The organism is Acinetobacter sp. UC24323 (genome assembly GCF_024151445.1).
Taxonomy (GTDB): domain Bacteria; phylum Pseudomonadota; class Gammaproteobacteria; order Pseudomonadales; family Moraxellaceae; genus Acinetobacter; species Acinetobacter baumannii.
The window spans coordinates 56,246-74,401 of record NZ_JAHIBY010000004.1 but is presented as its reverse complement, the minus strand read 5'-3'; the positions used below and the strand labels follow the sequence as shown (position 1 = coordinate 74,401).

Sequence of the window (18,156 nt, the reverse complement as noted above, 5' to 3'; positions counted from 1 at the left end):
CTATGATTAATATCTATATAATTGAATATAAAATAATTTTAACTAAATTATTTTATATATTGCTATTAGGTTTGTGCGCCCTGCGGGACTCGAACCCACGTCGGTCGCTTAGGAGGCAACTGCTCTATCCAGTTAAGCTAAGGGCGCATAATTTTCTGATTATAAACAAAAAAGCCATTGCCGAGGCAATGACTTTTTATAGTTTTAAGTACAAGCTGTTAGATTACTGTTCTTTGGCATTGAGTACTTTAAACAAAATAAACATGAGAACGATCCAAATAGGAATCATCATCACTGATTCTTTAAAGCCTTGACTCCACATAATGTAGAGTACTACAGCAATAAAACCTAAAACCAAATAGTTACTAAACGGTGCCCAAAGTGCAGGAAAGTGAGTTTTTTGACCGAGTTTTTTCATTGCTGATTTAAACTTAAGGTGAGTCATACTGATCATCGCCCAGTTCAATACCAGTGCTCCAACAACAATGTACATTAAGTGGCTTAAAGCATCTTCTGGTACAAAGTAATTTAAAAGAACACAGCCAAAAATGAGTAATGCCGATAGCAAAACTGCTGGTACAGGTACACCTTGTTTATTTACTTTCTTGAAAATTTTTGGTGCATTGCCTTGTTGAGCTAAACCGTAAAGCATACGGCTATTTGCAAACATCCCACTGTTATAAACAGAGAGAGCAGCGGTTAAAATGATAAAGTTCAGTAAATGTGCAGCCCAACCAATACCCATTTGACTAAAAATCATAACAAATGGACTTTTATCGAGCCCGCCAAGATCTAATTGGTTCCACGGCACTAATGAAAGTAAGATCGCTAGTGAACCGATATAGAAAATCAAGATACGGAAAACAACTTGGTTAATTGCTTTTGGAATGGTTTTTTTCGGATCTTTTGCTTCTGCCGCGGCCATACCAATCAGTTCAATACCACCAAAGGCGAACATCAAGAAAGCCAACATATAGAAGAGGCCACTAAAGCCATTTGGAAAAAATCCACCATGAGACCAAAGGTTACTAAACGAAATGCTTGAACCTACATCTGCTGTAAATAGCAAATAAAGACCAAAAACAATCATAGAGATAACCGCAGCAACTTTAATAATAGCGAGCCAGAATTCGGACTCACCATAAAATTTGACGTTTGTTAGGTTAATTGCCGTAATCACGACAAAGAAAAATAAGACAGAAGTCCATGCTGGAATATGAGGCCACCAGTAATTAATATATTTGGCTACCGCGGTGAGTTCACTCATCGCAACCAGAACATAGAGCATCCAATAATTCCATCCAGCTAAAAATCCGGGAAATTTCCCCCAGTATTTATACGCAAAATGGCTGAACGATCCTGCAACAGGTTCTTCAACAATCATTTCTCCCAGGTGGCGCATAATTAAAAAAGCAATTAAGCCACCAATGGCATATCCTAAAATAATGGATGGTCCCGCAGATTGAATCACTTGCGCCGAGCCTAAAAATAATCCGGTACCAATTGCTCCACCCATAGCAATTAATTGGATATGTCGATTTTTTAGTCCTCGTTGAAGTGTAGAAGATTCGTTGGTCAAAGGTCTTCACTCACAATGAATAAGTAAATTATTCTAATAGATGGATTTATTTTAGCCTAGACTACAATTGAACAAGGGATGACTGTAAAGTAACTATAAAAAATATTTAAAATCATAAACTTGCTTTTAATCGTGTTAAATTGGTTGAAAAATCTTCCAAAAATATATTTTTTGATAGACTTTTTTTCTTATGATTTTGCTTTATTCGGTCATTGCAGGCATGAATTGAAATTTCCAAAATAAACCTGCGTCAATACGATTGATGTATAAAAGTACAGTGCTATCTCTTGATCATAAAACGATTTAAGATGAAGCGAATGACTAAACAAGTCTGCTTGTTTTGAGATATAAAAACACAATAGTAAGGATAACAGTTGATATGAGCTTCGTACCGCAAATTAAAATTCCAGCAACTTACATGCGTGGTGGAACCAGTAAAGGTGTATTCTTTAAACTTGATGATTTGCCGGAAAAAGCTCAAGTTGCAGGTCAAGCAAGAGATCAACTCTTGCTACGTGTCATTGGTAGCCCAGACCCTTATGGAAAACAAATTGATGGAATGGGTGGAGCGACTTCGAGTACCAGTAAAACCGTTATTCTCGCTAAAAGTACACAGCCAGACCATGATGTCGACTATTTGTTTGGGCAGGTTTCAATTGATCAAGCTTTTGTAGATTGGAGTGGTAACTGCGGTAATTTGACAGCTGCGGTTGGTTCATTTGCAATTTCAAATGGTTTGGTTGATGCCGATCGTATTCCTGAAAATGGCCTCTGTACTGTTCGAATTTGGCAAAAAAATATTCAAAAAACTATTATTGCGCATGTACCTATCACCAATGGCCAAGTTCAAGAAACCGGAGACTTTGAACTAGATGGGGTAACTTTCCCTGCCGCTGAAGTTCAAATTGAGTTTTTAGACCCTGCCGATGATGGTGAAGAGGGCGGTGATATGTTCCCGACAGGGAATGTTGTTGACCAATTAGATGTTCCAGAGATTGGTAGTTTTCAAGCCACATTTATTAATGCCGGTATTCCAACCATTTTCTTAAATGCAGAAGATTTAGGCTACGAAGGTACTGAATTACAAGATCATATTAATGGTGATGCAGCAGCATTAGCACGTTTTGAAAAAATTCGTGCCTATGGTGCAGTTCAGATGGGCTTAATTAAAGATATTTCAGAAGCAGCCGCACGTCAGCACACACCAAAAATTGCTTTTGTCTCTAAACCAAAAAATTACACAGCTTCAAGCGGTAAAAACGTTTCAGAGAAAGATGTCGACTTACTCGTTCGAGCTTTGTCGATGGGCAAACTTCACCATGCCATGATGGGAACAGCAGCGGTAGCAATTGGTACAGCGGCTGCGATTCCAGGCACTTTAGTAAATTTAGCGGCTGGTGGTGGAGAACGTGAAGCAGTGCGTTTTGGACATCCATCTGGAACATTACGTGTTGGTGCCCAAGCTGAACTTACAAATGGCCAATGGGTAGTGAAAAAAGCCATTATGAGTCGTAGTGCGCGTGTGTTAATGGAAGGTTGGGTACGCGTTCCGGGTGACAGTTTCTAAAAGCCATTTAAATGAAAGCCTCTCTACCCTAGAGAGGCTTTTTTACTTCTGACATCCATAACTCATCACGCACTTTTTACAGTGAATCGTGTATGATGTAGCACATGAATGTTTCATCACATTCAATAAAATTTCTCTACTGATTTTATCGAGGCGACTGTGTCATCACTCTCTCAAGTTAATGCGGATGTTTTAAAACAAGCTCAACAACGTATTCAACAAGATTTATTGACGACACTGGCTGCATTCTCAATTCCCGAACCTTTAAAAAGTGCTGTACACCATGCAGTTATGCTCGGTGGAAAACGTGTGCGTCCGGCTTTATGTTACGCTACAGCTTCTTTACAAGATAATCCAAATTTTGCGGCTGCTCGCCGTGCTGCGGTTGCTGTTGAACTCATCCATTGTTATTCCTTAGCACATGATGACCTGCCTTGTATGGACAATGATTTGCTTCGCCGTGGTCAGCCAACGTGTCATGTTGCATTTGGTGAAGATACCGCGTTACTTGCGGGTGACATTTTACAATCAATGGCTTTTGAAGTTTTAGGTAGCCGTTTGTTTGATGAACAAGGGCAGGGAACGGATGCTGCAATTGTCTTAAAGCAAATTCAAATTTTAGCTACCGCTAGTTCTAAAATGGTTTGTGGACAGGTTTTAGACTTACAAGCCGAAGCTAAGCAAATTTCTCAAGACGAACTAGAGAATATTCACCGTAATAAAACGGGTGCGCTTATTCAGGCTGCCATTATGATGGGTGCAGTGACAATTTTCTCGGGTACAGATCAGGCAATTCCAAAACTACGTCAATACGGACAAGCGATTGGACTGGCTTTTCAGGTCCAAGATGATATTTTGGATATTACGTCAAGCACTGAAACTTTAGGCAAAACCGCTGGTAAAGACGAACAAGTACAAAAATCGACTTATCCTGCTCTAATGGGACTAGAGCAAGCACAGATTTATGCTAAAGAATTGCATGATCAAGCTTTCGAAGCTTTAGCGCATTTCGGTGAAAATGCAAAAGAATTAGTTGAGATTTCACAATTCCTGTTAGCTCGTACTAATTAATAAAAACATAAATCAATCTTCCTACTTCTATTCAGACTTAATGAATACAGGAGAAAAGAATGAATGGTGAACAGCTTCATCAACTCGCAATAGAGGCGGCGCGTAATCTCCCTTTTAGTGAGCAAACTCATCCATTTGGTCCAGAGTATGAAGTTTTTAAAATTTTAGAAAAAATGTTTATGCTGACAGTGGAAGTGTCTGGCGTAAAAATGATTAATGTCAAATGTGACCCTTATAAAAGTCAGGAATATCAGGAACTCTATCCATTTATTATTCCCGGCTATCACATGAATAAAAAACACTGGATTTCGATTAAACCGCATAAAAATTTAACAAGCGATTTTCTCCGAGATTTAATTGGCGACTCTTATGACTTGGTCGTAAAAAAGCTTCCTTTGAAAGATCAGAAAAGATTAAACAACCAATAATATAAAAGAAAAACGGCGACATGATTGTCGCCGTTTTGATTTCAATGGCTTATTTGAAGCAATTAAATTAATTATGCTTTCCCATAATGCCACGAATTGTATTTAAAACATCTGCAGGTAACACAACAGTTTTAGCATTGCTTGATTTCGCCATCTCTTGCATTGCTTTGACGTACTGTTCACCTAACAGATAAGCAACAGGAATTTCTTTATCACCTACGGCACTTGTTACCATTTCAATCGCTTTTTGAGAAGCTTCTGCTAAAACAACCTGCGCTTCGGCATCACGGCGAGATGCTTCTAAACGACCATCTGCTTCTAAAATTGCAGCTTGTTTCTCACCATCAGCTTTGGTAACTGTAGCACGACGTTGACGTTCAGCAGCGGCTTGAGCTTCCATGGCAGCTTGCATGGTGGAAGATGGCTGAATATCTTGAATTTCTACTGTTTTTAAGGTGATCCCCCAATCTGAAATATCATCAGAAATCGCAGCTTTTAGTTTAGCTTTAATGTGATCTCGTGAAGATAGGGCATCATCTAGATCCATTTCACCGACAATTGAACGTAGTGAAGTCTGTACAAGATTTTGTATGGCCCATGTATAGTTTTCAATACCGTACACCGCTTTTTCAGGTGTAGTCAGATTGATATACGCCACGGCATTCATGAGTAATACAGCATTGTCACGGGTAATGACTTCTTGTGATGGAATATCAAGCACAATATCTTTAGTGGTGACTTTATATGCTACATCATCAATATAAGGAATAACGAAGTTAAGCCCCGGGTTAAGCGTAGAATGATATTTTCCTAAACGCTGAACAATCCATTTATAGCCTTGAGGAACAATACGTACCCCTTTAAAAATGGTAACAGCAACAAAAGCCAAAAAGGCTAAAACAATAATAGTACCAACTGGCATGAAAATAACCTCTCTTTATCTTTAATGTTTATGAAGTGCTGTGGGGCTGAACAATTAAGTCATTACCCGAAATATCAATGACTCGAACCCGATCACCGACCTTAACAGGGATGGTGCTTCGGCAGTTCCATTCATCGGCCCCTAAAATAGGCATAGGGAAACGAACAATAATTTGGTCATGAGCAAGTCCGGTCTGAATCACCATACCAATTTGCCCAATAGTCGCTTCTCGAGGTAAACCTGCTTTAGTTTTATCAATAGATAAAGGCTTAATAAATTTAAACCAGAGAAGGGTACATAGCACCGATAACACAATCCACAGCACTATTTGAGTAGTAAGGCTGATATCTGGAAATAACCAATAGAGAAAGCAAACCATTATGGCTGCAATACCAAACCAGAGAGCGGCAAAGGCAGGGAGAATCAGCTCAGAAAGAATAAGTAAGATACCCAATACAAACCAGTGCCAAGGTTCTACAACAAACTCCATAGATCTGCTCTTTTATATGTCTTTATGATGGGTAAAAGTGATTTCATATCACTTTTACCACTGTAGCAGATGATGGAGAGTGTGGATAGAAAAAAACCACCTCAATTAAAATTTAGGACGTGGCGCAGGCTTAAATGCGGCTGGAGATTTTTTGAAATTTGCAATTGCAGTTTCAATTTGGCGAATTTGACCTTGAGCAGCTTTTTCGCCTTCTAAAATAGCTTCATTACTTGATTTTAAATCGAGTGTACCTAAATGCCCAACTTTAGGCTGAATCACCACGTTAGCTTGCTTTAACTCTTCATTAATACTTTGTTGACCCATAATATTAATAGTTTGATCAAGCAATCCCCACATATTCGCAGGTCGGTTTCCTGCCGGACGTGCAGAAATGTCAACTGCAATCACAATATCAGCACCCATATCACGTGCTGTTTTGACCGGAATTGGGCTAACCAGTCCGCCATCTACATATTTCTGCTTACCAATGGTTGCTGGTACAAATACATTGGGAATACTGCATGATGCACGAACAGCTTGTCCTGCATTACCTTTAATAAAGTCTGCTTTTTGTCCATTATCAAGACGGGTTGCTACCGCTGCAAAACGAATTGGGAATTTCTCAATAGGCTTGTTACCTACGTTACGGTTAACATAGTCCTGTAACTTTTGCCCAAGAATAATACCTTGGCGATTCAGGGTTAAATCGCGAATATCAGACTCTTGCAATTTAAGCGCAAGATTTTGGAGTTGATAAGGCGTTTGTCCACTGGCATAGATACTGCCTACAAAGCTACCGGCACTTGTACCCGTAACAATTTTCGGTTTAATACCATGTGATTCTAAAACCTTGATAACACCAATATGTGAAAATCCTTTTGCTCCACCGCCACCCAATGCAAGTGCAATCACTGGTTCGCGCGCTTTAACTGAAGTGGTCGGTGTTGGTGTTTTGCTGAACTTATCACAGCCAAATAGGGCTAAAGAGATAAATCCGATACTGGCAAATTGAGCAATTTTCATCTTTGAAAAACAATCTATGGCAAGATAAATTAAGATGGCCCATCAGACCAGATTCGTTCAATTTTTGCTAGGTTTTTTTCACAAGATTTTGTAAAGGCTCTGCAAGCCAATTACGATTTTTCGGTGATATTTTTCCTTCATAACGTTCAAAAATCTTGGCGAGATCTTCATCATAATTTCCGCTTGGAGTTAAATAGCCTAAGCAGTGAATAGTCTTACGGTCATAATCAAAAGAAAACATCACAATAGGAATATTGGCTTTTGCAGCAATATGGTAAAAACCACTCTTCATTTTTTTTGCTTTCTTACGTGTGCCTTCTGGCGCCATTCCAATCCAGATCTTGTCATACTGTTGAATAGTCGCAACGACTTGTTCAGTCAGACCATTGGCCGAGTCACGTTTTACAGGAATAACGCCCGCCCAATCTAAAACCCGTTTAAAAGGTGGCTTAAATAAACTGTCTTTACCTAGCACCGTAATTTGAATACCGAGTCCAAAAATGGCAAGAAAACCATACCAGCCATCAATATTGGAGGTGTGGGGAGAAATAATGGCTACAGCTTTAGGAAAGTTGGGAACTTCACCTTCTATAGTCCAGCCTTGTGCCAAAAAGAGTTTTTTAAATAATGCTCGACTTAAAGCATTACCACGTTGGGGAACCTGAGACGGTAGATTAGGGAAATGTTGTTCCATATTTTTAAGTTTTAAATCATCCTTTGTTTTATCTTAATCTTTTGAAATCTGCGCTTCATTGGCAAAATGTAAGACCACGCATGGTATTTCATGTTATTACCGCACAAATAAATAAAAGTAGGTATATATGTTCCGACAGCAAAATCTTTATCTTTTGCTCTTTTCCTTATATTGGGCACAAGGTTTGCCTGTAGGTTTTATGACGCATGCCTTACCTGTCATATTAAGAGCTCAAGGTGTATCTCTTGCCCATATTGGTGGTTTTGGGCTGCTCATGTTGCCTTGGTCAATCAAAATATTTTGGGCGCCGTGGGTAGATCGACATGCTATCTCGCATTTAGGTCACTATCGTAGCTGGATTTTACCTGCTCAGTTTTTGACGGTGGGTGTACTTTGTATTTTATCTTTTTTCCCTATACAAGTTTTAGATCAGCCTCTTTATCTCTTTATATTTTTTATTACGCTGTTATTTATGAACTTAACAGGCGCAACTCAAGATATCGCGACCGATGCTTTAGCGGTCAATTTATTGCAACACGATCAGCAACATTGGGGAAATACTTTTCAAGTTGTAGGTTCACGACTTGGTTTTATTGTGGGCGGGGGAGCCGTGTTATGGTGCCTAGACTGGTTATCATGGCAGCCGACTTTTCTATTATTAGCCGCTTTAGTCTTTATTAATACCTTACCTATTTTACTATTTAAAGAGCCATCTCATACTTCTCATTCACCTCATCAATATAGCCAACCAAGTCTAGTTACAAAGATTAAAGCTTACTTGGGGTACTTCTCTCAAAATAAGGAACTTCGTTCTTGGTTAATCGTCCTTATAACTTTTAAGGTTGCAGATGGTTTAGCCGGGCCATTACTTAAACCTTTAATGGTGGATATGGGTTTAAGTTTTACTCAGATTGGTATTTACATCACCATGCTTGGGGCTGTTGCTGCTTTATTGGGAGCACTTAGTGCTGGCTGGATGTTAAAACATATTTCTAGGTCTACAGCATTAATGGCTTTTTCAATATTAAAAATTATGAGTTTAGGGGGCTATGTGTATTTGGCTTATGCTTATGAACAAAAGGTAAAGATAAATGTATGGCTTATCTATGCCGTAAATGCCCTGGAAGATGCCTTTGCTGCCATGCTACTGGTCGTGATGTTAACTTTGGTTATGCATTACAGTCGAAAAAACTATGCGGGTACCGATTTTACTTTTCAGGTTTCAGTCATGGCGACAGTCAGCGGAGGGCTTTATAGCTTTAGTGGAGTCATTGCAGATGCGCTTGGTTATTTCCATTATTTGATAGCTATTGTCAGTATTGCGGTACTCTTTTTAATTCCTATTTACTTATGGAAAGCTGCCAAAACTGTATAAAAAATAATATTAAGTAGATGAAATAAAGAGACTTAAATATAACTAAGCTGCACTAAAAAATCATACTTATATTTTTAGCCAATCTTTTAAAAATGTATATTTTTGGCTATTTAAATGACTTATTAATTGTGCCATCTTGTTTGGAAAGCAAAAGGAAGCTGCAAGGAGAGAAGTGGATGCAAATAACAAGAAAAATCATGTGAATCAAATAAGACTGGCAAAAAAATATTCATTTAGATTGGATATTAGCCTAAAGTCTAAAAAAGAATAATGAAATAATGATTTAATCATTCTATAAGATAAGAGAGTTGTGTAGGATTCGTTACAACATGAAGTTAAGGTAAAGGTTCTGTAAACCAAAAAGTAAATGCTGATTCTTTTGGACCGGAATTTTTAATCTTACCCAGCGTTAAAATTGGTTTTGATTGCGGTAATAAAATTAATGCAATCAAATTTGGAGGATGGTTGATTCTTTAGTGCTTAATGGTCACACGAGTCAACTTGGCATGGACAGGCAGCATAAAATATATTTTTAGGAGTCTTTGATGGATCTATTCCTTAATCGTAAATCGTTTGTTGTTAAAAGTTTAGCTATTACAGTAACAGCTTTAATGATGAGTGGGGCAAATGCGGCAACTTCTGATAAAGAGGAAATTCGAAAGCTTCGTCAAGAAGTTGAAGCATTAAAAGCATTAGTTCAAGAACAACGTCAAGTACAGCAACAACAGCAACAAGTACAGCAGCAACAGCAAGTACAGTTAGCTGAAGTAAAAGCACAACCTCAACCTGTGGCAGCACCAGTGTCTCCATTAGCAGGATTTAAATCTAAAGCTGGCGCTGATGTGAACCTTTATGGTTTTGTTCGTGGTGATGCTAACTATATTATTGAAGGTGCAGATAACGACTTTGGTGATGTAAGTAAGTCAGACGGTAAAACACATGATAAATTACGTGCGACTGCTAAAACAACACGCCTCGGTTTAGATTTTAATACACCTGTTGGAGACGACAAAGTTGGTGGTAAAATCGAAGTCGATTTTGCTGGTTCAACCACAGATTCAAATGGCTCATTGCGTATTCGCCATGCTTATTTAACCTATAACAACTGGTTGTTTGGTCAAACGACTTCAAACTTCTTATCTAACCATGCACCAGAAATGATCGACTTCTCGACAAACATTGGTGGTGGTACTAAACGTGTACCTCAAGTACGCTATAACTACAAACTAGGCCCAACTACACAATTATTTGTTTCTGCTGAAAAAGGTGATAGTACTACTTCGGTAACAGGTGATAGTATTAAGTATAGCCTACCAGCATTAACTGCTAAAATCACTCAAGGCTATGCAGAAGGCAGAGGTTCTGCTTCAGCTCGTGTTCTTGTAGAAAATTATAAATCACAACTTGCTGATGATGATAAAACTGGTTGGGGCGTTGCAGTTGGTACTGACTTTAAAGTGTCTGATCCTTTAAAACTCTTTGCTGATGCATCATATGTTGTGGGTGATAATAGTTACTTGTATGGTAGTAACTCTCCTTACGCAGTAGATGGGAATTCTATTGAGCAAAATGAATTTGTAGCAGTACAAGTGGGTGGAACTTATAAGATTCTGCCTAACTTACGTTCTACTTTAGCGTATGGTGCTCAGTTCTCTGATGATGGCACTGATTATGCAACAGCATATAAAGATGGAAATGAAAAAGTTCAACAAGCGTGGATCAACTTTATCTATACGCCAGTTAAACCAATTGATTTAGGCGTTGAGTATGTAAACGGTAAGCGTGATACCTTTGCTGGTAAGTCTTACAAAGATAACCGTGTTGGTTTAATGGCTAAATATAGTTTCTAAGAACGATTTTTAGCTAAAAATAGAAAAGACGAGGTTAAACTTAACCTCGTCTTTTTATTTGTTAAATTTAAAAAAAATGATGTATTAAGGCCTTTGAATTAGATCATTTTTTATTTAAGTCATTTTTAAGTTTCAATTTCTACATTAAAGCATCATAAAAAGATTGTAGTCACTCACGATGCTGAATTTTTTTTCAACTTTAAGAAATAAACAGATTTCCCTGTTTATGTTTAATCTCATTATAGCCATTTGGCTAGGTGCAATTTTAAATATTGGTTTTTATCATCAAGTTCATACTTTAACTCCATATTTTGGAGTAAAGGCTATTTTGTTTTTAGCGGCTACTCTCGTCATTCTTGTTGCTACCTATTATGCGGTTTTACAAATCTTAAATTGGAAATGGACTGCCAAAATCTTTGCAATTCTATTGATATTTATTGGTGGTTTTAGCTCTTATTTTGTAAATACATTGGGTGTCATTATTTCACCCGACCAAATTCAAAATATGGTGCAGACCGATGTGTCGGAAGTTACCGATTTAATCTCTTTACGCTTTGTTTTATGGACAGTTTTTTTTGTTATTTTACCCATTTTTTTAATTACTCAGGTTAAATTTAAACAAGAAAAAGTATCACGGTTGTTATTGAAGAAAGTATTTTCACTGGTAGCTTCATTTGCTGTGGTTGGTGTTTTACTTTTTACTTACTATGTCGATTTTGCTGCAATATTTCGTGAGCATCGTGATTTAAAAGGGATGATTTCACCGCAAAATAGTATTTCATCGCTTATGTCTTACTATCATAAGAAGGCTCCGAAGAAAAATCTGCCTCTTGTGATATATGGACAAGATGCTCATCAAGTTCAGCGCGTACAAAAGAACCTCCCTAAGTTAATGATACTTGTTGTGGGTGAAACGGCACGTGCCGAAAGTTTCTCTCTAAATGGGTATGCAAAAAATACGAATCCGGAGCTTTCTAAACAAGATATTTTCAACTTTTCGCAAGTGAGCTCATGCGGTACGGCGACAGCAGTTTCTGTGCCATGTATGTTCTCGGGTATGCCACGTGTAGATTATGATGAGCAATTAGCTAGTCACCGCGAAGGTTTATTAGATATTGCAAAACGTGCGGGTTACCAAGTGACTTGGATTGATAATAACTCGGGTTGTAAAGGTGCATGTGATCGCGTTGAACAATACCAGATTCCAGAAAACTTAAAGAGAAAATGGTGTAAAGATGGCGAATGTTATGATGACATTCTCATTGACAGCTTAAAGCAGTATTTGGCTACTATTGCCAAAGATGATGATCGCCCACGTTTGATTGTTTTGCATCAGGTGGGTAGTCATGGACCTGCATATTACAAGCGTGCGCCTGAGGCATATCAACCCTTTAAACCCACTTGTGATACGAATGCGATACAGGGCTGTTCGCAAACCGAATTGCTAAATAGTTATGATAATACAATCGTATATACAGACCATGTATTAAGCCAAATGATTAATACTCTAAAAGAAATATCAAAGTATCAGACAGGTTTATGGTATTTATCTGATCATGGCGAATCAACCGGAGAACATGGTTTATATTTACATGGTTCACCTTATGCAATCGCACCGAGCCAACAAACACATGTACCAATGATTATGTGGTTCTCTGAAAGTTGGAAACAACATAATCTTGCTCAAGTGAATTGTTTAAGCCAACAAACTAAACAAAAGTTAAGTCAGGATAATTTATTCCCAAGTTTGTTAAGTTTGCTGGATGTAAAAACTCAGGTCATCAACCCTCAACTGGACATGTTGCACTCTTGTGCCCATGTAAACTAAAGCGAGCCTAGAACATGACAAAAATCTTGATGATTGAAGATGATTTTATGATTGCAGAATCAACGATCACGTTGCTGCAATATCATCAATTTGAGGTGGAATGGGTCAATAACGGTTTAGATGGTTTGGCTCAATTGGCGAAGACTAAATTTGATCTTATTCTTTTGGATTTAGGATTGCCTATGATGGATGGTATGCAAGTTTTAAAGCAGATCCGTCAAAGAGCAGCAACACCAGTATTAATTATTTCTGCTCGAGATCAATTACAAAACCGTGTCGATGGTTTAAATTTGGGTGCAGATGATTATTTAATTAAACCTTATGAGTTTGATGAGTTGCTTGCCCGTATTCATGCATTACTACGCCGTAGTGGAGTAGAAGCTCAACTTGCGAGTCAAGATCAACTATTAGAAAGTGGTGATCTGGTTTTAAATGTTGAACAGCATATTGCGACGTTTAAAGGTCAACGCATTGATCTATCAAATCGTGAATGGGCAATCTTAATTCCACTTATGACTCACCCAAATAAAATCTTTTCTAAAGCCAACTTAGAAGATAAGTTATATGATTTTGATAGTGATGTGACCAGTAATACTATTGAAGTATATGTTCACCATTTAAGAGCGAAGCTGGGTAAAGATTTTATCCGAACCATCCGAGGACTGGGCTACCGTTTGGGGCAATCATAATTTAAAATTTCGGGACTTCATAAAAGTGCATTATTCATTAAAAAAACGACTGATTTGGGGCACCTCAATTTTCAGTGTCATCTTAGGTTGTATTTTAATTTTTAGTGCTTATAAGGTTGCACTTCAAGAAGTCGATGAAATTCTAGATACTCAAATGAAGTATTTAGCGGAAAGAACAGCTGAGCACCCTTTAAAAACTGTAAGCAGTAAGTTTGATTTTCATAAAACTTACCACGAAGAAGATCTGTTTATCGATATTTGGGCTTATAAGGATCAGGCCCATTTGTCTCATCATTTACATTTGCTGGTTCCACCTGTTGAGCAAGCGGGATTTTATTCTCATAAAACCGCTCAAGGTATAGTCAGAACTTATGTTTTACCTTTGAAGGATTACCAGATTCAGGTCAGTCAGCAAGAGAGGGTTCGTGAAGCTTTCGCTTGGGAGCTTGCGGGCAGTATGTTTATTCCATATTTAATTATTTTACCTTTTGCAATATTTGCTTTAGCAGCCATTATTCGTCGTGGTTTAAAACCAATAGATGATTTTAAAAATGAGTTAAAAGAACGCGATTCCGAAGAACTCACCCCAATTGAAGTACATGATTATCCTCAAGAGCTTTTACCTACTATTGACGAAATGAATCGTCTTTTTGAGCGCATCTCTAAAGCTCAAAATGAACAGAAGCAATTTATTGCCGATGCTGCTCATGAACTACGAACACCTGTGACTGCATTGAACTTACAAACCAAGATTTTGCTAAGCCAGTTCCCTGAGCATGAATCATTGCAAAACTTAAGCAAGGGTTTGGCACGTATTCAGCATTTGGTGACTCAGCTTTTAGCATTGGCAAAGCAAGATGTAACTTTAAGTATGGTCGAGCCTACTGGATATTTTCAACTCAATGATGTGGCATTAAATTGTGTGGAGCAATTGGTCAACTTGGCTATGCAAAAAGAAATCGATTTAGGTTTTGTCAGAAATGAACCCATCGAAATGCATAGTATTGAACCTACTGTACATTCGATTATTTTTAATTTAATTGATAATGCAATTAAGTACACCCCGCATCAGGGTGTTATTAATATTTCAGTTTATACCGATCCAGATCACTACGCATGTATTCAAATTGAAGATAGCGGTGCAGGAATAGACCCAGAACATTATGATAAAGTTCTAAAACGTTTTTACCGTGTACATCACCATCTTGAAGTAGGGAGTGGTTTAGGTCTATCCATTGTTGACCGAGCAACTCAACGTTTAGGTGGGACTTTGACACTAGACAGAAGTTTAGAGCTTGGTGGACTTTCAGTTTTGGTTAAACTTCCAAAGATTTTACATGTTCACGAAACAAGGACTTGAGTTAGACAAGTTCTTGTTTGATTCGTTTTTCAAACTCAAAGCGGCGAATACAAACGGCATAAAATAAGATATTTACTGCCCAAATGACCCAACCTGTCCATAAGTTATGGCTTAGGAAATGTGCTCCTCGCATCATTTGCGCCCAACCCATCATGAAACCTAATAAAATACCGGAGAATAAATAAAAGTAAGCACGTTTAGGTTGTTCAAGACGATAAACAAAATAACCTGTCATTAAAATAAAACCTGCACTTGCATGACCGCCTGGAAAACAATGGCCATGTTTAGCGCTAAAGTCCCAAATATAGCTTCCTAAAGTATTAGGATGAACCATATTCCAAGGGCAGGCGTGAGCAGATTGTGACTTTATTAGGCCAACTATACTGCTACCGAGCATACTGACAAAAAACATATAGCCATATTGCCAGCGATAAGGTTTTAATTTTTTTAATTTAAATGACGCAAGCCATAAACCAAAAAAGATAACATAAACGGCGGTGATGATTTGTTTTACAATTTCATGATTAAGTCTTTCAAGATACCAATTGTCCCGATTGAAAAAATGACCTGTTGAATCAATCCAAGGTTGGATGAGGTACATATCAATCTTCCCACCGACTGGAAATACAAATAGAAGAATAAAAAAACTGAAAAAAAGAAAGAGAATATTAATTTGGAAAAAAAGTTTTTGATTAGTCATTCTGATGCAATATCAATCGACAATAGGTATGACTAATTACATAAAATTAACCTTAAATTGCTCTTAAACTATACTGGTGAAAGAAGTTCAATTTTCCATAAAAAATAAAAAAGCGACGAATAGTATCGTCGCCTTAAGCACTTTAGAAAGTATTAAAACATACCTTCTTCAGAGTTTGCTGAGATCTTATGAATAGATAAGTCTGCACCACGGAACTCATCTTCTTGAGATAGGCGAATGCCTATGGTCGCTTTAAGGATGCCATAAACAATGAAACCGCCAGCCAGTGCAATGGCAATCGCGAGTGCTGTACCGATGAGCTGAGAGATGAATGATACGCCGCCTAAACCACCTAGCCATTTTTGACCAAAAATACCTACGGCAATACCACCAAATGCACCGCATACACCATGTAGCGGCCAGACACCAAGAACGTCATCAACTTTGAGTTTATTTTGTGTATAGGTGAATAGATACACGAACATGGCACCCGCTGCACCACCAATCACAAGTGCACTGACTGGATGAACAATGTCAGAACCTGCGCAAATAGCGACTAAACCCGCAAGTGGACCGTTGTGTAAGAAACCAGGGTCATTTTTTCCAATCGCATTTGCTGTAATCGTTCCGCCGACCATTGCCATAAGTGAGTTAATCGCAACGAGACCAGAGATTGCATCAACACGCTGAGCACTCATGACGTTAAAGCCAAACCAGCCTACAATCAAAATCCATGAACCAAGTGCCAAAAATGGAATAGAAGAAGGTGGGTGAGCACTTACACGACCATCTTTCTTATAACGGCCAGAACGTGCGCCCAACAATATGACAGCAGCAAGTGCAATCCAACCGCCCATAGCATGTACTACGACTGAACCGGCAAAATCATGAAAAGCTGCGCCAAAAGTTGTTTCTAACCACTTTTGCAGACCGTAGTTGCCATTCCAGACCATTCCCTCGAAGAACGGATAAACCAGCGCAACCAATGCGAGTGTGGCAATCGCTTGTGAACGCATTTTTGCGCGTTCTGCAATACCGCCAGAAATAATGGCAGGAATGGCCGCAGCAAAAGTGAGTAAAAAGAAGCAACGCATAAGGTTATAACCATGATCATTGGATAAAACCGTACCATCATGAAAGAAGTGCTGACCATACGAAATGTAGTAGCCAACAAAGAAATATGCGATTGCGGAGAGGGCAAAGTCAGTCAGAATTTTACTAAGCGCGTTCACCTGATTTTTGTGACGAACTGTACCAAGTTCCAAGAATGCAAAACCTGCGTGCATGGCAAGAACCAAAACTGCACCAAGTAATAAGAAAAACAGATCTACATTTTGCATAGCATGCTCGAAAAAAGTGCTAAATTCCATTTTGGAACAAATCTGGGTCTGTAAATTGCACCAAAATAGATTTAAGGAATCTAAAAACCTAAGTTTGTCGAAACAAACTCAATTGCATAAAAGTGAATATGCAATAAGCGCACCAATTTGGATTGAAATGGAGGGTTTTGGCGATAAATGGTGCGTTGTTTTATTCAAGATAGGGCAATAAGGGCACTTTTTACGTTACAAGTCATCTAATATGTTGATAAATTGATCTGAAAGAGATCGTTATTAAATTTTTAAAAATTATCTATATTCAATTAATGATCGGACCAAACCTCTTGAGCAACTTCAATAAATGCTTTTACGGCTGGACTGATGTGTTTCTTATTTTTTACTGCAAGACCAATAGAACGTTTAAGGTTTGGTTTAAATGGTCGTTTAACTACGTTTGGATAAAGCGAGAGTAACTCTTTGGTGATTACCATATCAGAGACAATCGAAATCCCTAACTGGTTGTGGACCATACTCACAATGCTTAGAATTTGTGAAACATAAAATTTGATATCTGGTTTGACATTAAAATTTTTTAAAATTAATTCGACCTGATGTCGACTACCCGCCATTGTCATAATAAAAGGACAATTTTCTAGCTGTGCTGGATCAATATAGAGTTGCTGCGCGAGCGGGTAACCACTCGGAATTAGGGCCACAAAACGATCTTCAATTAAGGGAAATGTATCAAAACGCTCATCTGGCATAATCAAAAAACCAACTTCGATGCGTCGCTCTAATAACCACTGAGCAACTTCTTTATCTTCACCTTCATCGATATAAATTTCGATTTTAGGGTAGCGTTGCCGAAAGGCTTCTAAAATTTCAGGCAATAGATAAATAGATGATGAAGCTCCAAAAGATCCAATACGTAATGTGCCTTCATTTAAACCATGGATTGCAGCCACTTCTTTTTCTAAGGTATCGGAAATACTCAACAGCTCTTTTACATGGGTTAATAACTGCTGTCCTGTCGTCGTCAGCTCAATATCGCTTTGAGTTCTTGAAATCAGGTTAATGCCCCATTGTTGTTCTAATGATTTAAGCGCATGGGAAACTGCCGATTGTGAAATTCCCAGCTTTTCTGCTGTAGCAGTAAAGCTTTTTAGTTCAGCAATGAGTGCAAAAATTTCAAGCTGGGTAAATGTCATGTTGTACTTATTATGAGTAAAAACTCATTTTATCATGAGTTTTCATTATCTTT

The 18,156-nt window shown here is 38.1% G+C and carries 16 protein-coding genes and 1 tRNA gene; 8 read left to right on the top strand and 9 right to left on the bottom strand.

Annotated features, from left to right (window positions below; genetic code table 11):
• Window positions 1-74: 74 nt before the first annotated feature.
• Both KNQ97_RS07150 and KNQ97_RS07145 read right to left on the bottom strand, forming a co-directional pair.
• Window positions 75-147 (bottom strand) — tRNA-Arg (locus tag KNQ97_RS07150).
• Window positions 148-223: 76 nt separating this feature from the next.
• Window positions 224-1,579: an amino acid permease gene (locus KNQ97_RS07145; protein WP_002016863.1), complete on the bottom strand. Its 1,356-nt coding sequence runs from the start codon at window positions 1,577-1,579 to the stop codon at window positions 224-226.
• A gap of 379 nt (window positions 1,580-1,958) precedes the next feature.
• Here KNQ97_RS07145 and prpF point away from each other — a divergent pair, with 379 nt between their 5' ends.
• The 3 genes from prpF to KNQ97_RS07130 all read left to right on the top strand — a co-directional run bounded on the left by prpF (window position 1,959) and on the right by KNQ97_RS07130 (window position 4,645).
• A complete protein-coding gene (prpF, locus tag KNQ97_RS07140) occupies window positions 1,959-3,146 on the top strand; it encodes a 2-methylaconitate cis-trans isomerase PrpF (RefSeq protein ID WP_024432715.1) in 1,188 nt (395 codons plus the stop codon).
• Between the two features lie 159 nt (window positions 3,147-3,305).
• Window positions 3,306-4,217 carry a polyprenyl synthetase family protein gene (locus KNQ97_RS07135; protein WP_000097113.1) on the top strand — a complete coding sequence of 304 codons (912 nt, stop codon included), beginning with the start codon at window positions 3,306-3,308 and terminating at the stop codon, window positions 4,215-4,217.
• 59 nt (window positions 4,218-4,276) lie between these two features.
• The gene (locus tag KNQ97_RS07130) at window positions 4,277-4,645 is read left to right on the top strand and encodes an MmcQ/YjbR family DNA-binding protein (RefSeq protein ID WP_071243882.1); all 369 of its coding nucleotides are present in this window, start codon (window positions 4,277-4,279) and stop codon (window positions 4,643-4,645) included.
• Window positions 4,646-4,712: 67 nt separating this feature from the next.
• Here KNQ97_RS07130 and KNQ97_RS07125 read toward each other — a convergent pair whose 3' ends face one another.
• From KNQ97_RS07125 to KNQ97_RS07110, 4 genes are all read right to left on the bottom strand, one after another.
• Complete coding sequence (locus KNQ97_RS07125; RefSeq protein WP_001143942.1) at window positions 4,713-5,567, bottom strand: SPFH domain-containing protein; 855 nt, start codon at window positions 5,565-5,567, stop codon at window positions 4,713-4,715.
• A 28-nt stretch (window positions 5,568-5,595) separates the two neighbouring features.
• Complete coding sequence (locus KNQ97_RS07120) at window positions 5,596-6,057, bottom strand: NfeD family protein (RefSeq protein WP_024436816.1); 462 nt, start codon at window positions 6,055-6,057, stop codon at window positions 5,596-5,598.
• 105 nt (window positions 6,058-6,162) lie between these two features.
• Window positions 6,163-7,080, bottom strand: a complete 918-nt coding sequence (locus KNQ97_RS07115) for a patatin-like phospholipase family protein (protein ID WP_000684973.1) — start codon at window positions 7,078-7,080, stop codon at window positions 6,163-6,165.
• A 67-nt stretch (window positions 7,081-7,147) separates the two neighbouring features.
• Window positions 7,148-7,774: a lysophospholipid acyltransferase family protein gene (locus KNQ97_RS07110; RefSeq protein WP_000434847.1), complete on the bottom strand. Its 627-nt coding sequence runs from the start codon at window positions 7,772-7,774 to the stop codon at window positions 7,148-7,150.
• Window positions 7,775-7,901: 127 nt separating this feature from the next.
• Between KNQ97_RS07110 and KNQ97_RS07105 the strand changes: the two genes are divergently transcribed.
• From KNQ97_RS07105 to KNQ97_RS07085, 5 genes are all read left to right on the top strand, one after another.
• The gene (locus tag KNQ97_RS07105; RefSeq protein ID WP_253612013.1) at window positions 7,902-9,149 is read left to right on the top strand and encodes an MFS transporter; all 1,248 of its coding nucleotides are present in this window, start codon (window positions 7,902-7,904) and stop codon (window positions 9,147-9,149) included.
• A gap of 545 nt (window positions 9,150-9,694) precedes the next feature.
• Window positions 9,695-10,999, top strand: a complete 1,305-nt coding sequence (locus KNQ97_RS07100) for a DcaP family trimeric outer membrane transporter (RefSeq protein ID WP_253612012.1) — start codon at window positions 9,695-9,697, stop codon at window positions 10,997-10,999.
• Window positions 11,000-11,177: 178 nt separating this feature from the next.
• Complete coding sequence (locus KNQ97_RS07095; RefSeq protein WP_253612011.1) at window positions 11,178-12,827, top strand: phosphoethanolamine transferase; 1,650 nt, start codon at window positions 11,178-11,180, stop codon at window positions 12,825-12,827.
• 14 nt (window positions 12,828-12,841) lie between these two features.
• Window positions 12,842-13,516: a response regulator transcription factor gene (locus KNQ97_RS07090; RefSeq protein ID WP_000161505.1), complete on the top strand. Its 675-nt coding sequence runs from the start codon at window positions 12,842-12,844 to the stop codon at window positions 13,514-13,516.
• A 25-nt stretch (window positions 13,517-13,541) separates the two neighbouring features.
• Complete coding sequence (locus tag KNQ97_RS07085; RefSeq protein WP_097355389.1) at window positions 13,542-14,876, top strand: ATP-binding protein; 1,335 nt, start codon at window positions 13,542-13,544, stop codon at window positions 14,874-14,876.
• A 1-nt stretch (window position 14,877) separates the two neighbouring features.
• Here KNQ97_RS07085 and KNQ97_RS07080 read toward each other — a convergent pair whose 3' ends face one another.
• The 3 genes from KNQ97_RS07080 to KNQ97_RS07070 form a co-directional block, all read right to left on the bottom strand.
• Complete coding sequence (locus KNQ97_RS07080; protein ID WP_253612010.1) at window positions 14,878-15,576, bottom strand: phosphatase PAP2 family protein; 699 nt, start codon at window positions 15,574-15,576, stop codon at window positions 14,878-14,880.
• A gap of 152 nt (window positions 15,577-15,728) precedes the next feature.
• Window positions 15,729-16,916 (bottom strand): ammonium transporter, encoded by a 1,188-nt coding sequence (locus tag KNQ97_RS07075; RefSeq protein WP_002001094.1) that lies wholly within the window; start codon window positions 16,914-16,916, stop codon window positions 15,729-15,731.
• Window positions 16,917-17,218: 302 nt separating this feature from the next.
• On the bottom strand, window positions 17,219-18,103 hold the full coding sequence (locus KNQ97_RS07070; protein ID WP_000144730.1) for a LysR family transcriptional regulator: 885 nt from the start codon (window positions 18,101-18,103) through the stop codon (window positions 17,219-17,221).
• Window positions 18,104-18,156: the final 53 nt, after the last annotated feature.